Source organism: Pseudomonas sp. RA_35y_Pfl2_P32 (assembly GCF_963970735.1).
In the GTDB taxonomy this organism is placed as follows: domain Bacteria; phylum Pseudomonadota; class Gammaproteobacteria; order Pseudomonadales; family Pseudomonadaceae; genus Aquipseudomonas.
Genome location: NZ_CAXAQF010000218.1, coordinates 1 through 513, shown reverse-complemented (window position 1 = coordinate 513; position 513 = coordinate 1). Strand labels below are relative to the sequence as shown.

Annotated in this window: 1 protein-coding gene; it reads right to left on the bottom strand. The window is 67.1% G+C overall.

Annotated elements, in window-relative coordinates:
- Nucleotides 1-186: 186 nt before the first annotated feature.
- The coding region (locus tag AACY45_RS27955; RefSeq protein WP_339548710.1) for a glycosyltransferase at nt 187-513 on the bottom strand (327 nt) is incomplete at its 5' end.

The following is a 513-nucleotide window of genomic DNA, read 5'->3' as shown; positions in this document are numbered from 1 at the left end:
CGCCGCGGCATCGGTCCGTGCCAGCGCACCGCCGACCACGCGCACCGTCCAGTCGCGCCCAAGATCCACCGCAAGACGATGCAACCGGTGGATCAACTCGTAATCCTCGACCATGCTATCGGGATCGAACCCGCCGACTGCTACCACCGCATCGCGCCGGAACGCGGCGAACGCGCCCGAAATCAGCTACAGGCTGTTCAGCCGCTCCCACGCATGGCGCGACAGGAAATTGCGGACATATTCATAGGTCTGGAACCACTCGAAGAACCGTCCCTGCAAGTCCGGCCCGCAAATCGGCGCGAGCACCCCCGTCGCCGCCACCAGTTCGGGCTCGGCAGCAAAGGCCGCGCGCATCGCGGCGATCGCGCCGGGTTCGAGCAGCGTATCGGCATCGACCGTCAGCACCACTTCGGTATCGACCTGCACCATTGCCGCGTTGAGCGCCCGCGCCTTGCCACCGTGGCGCAACCGCAGCCAGCGCAGCGACGGCAGCACCGGTGACGGCTCGCTCAT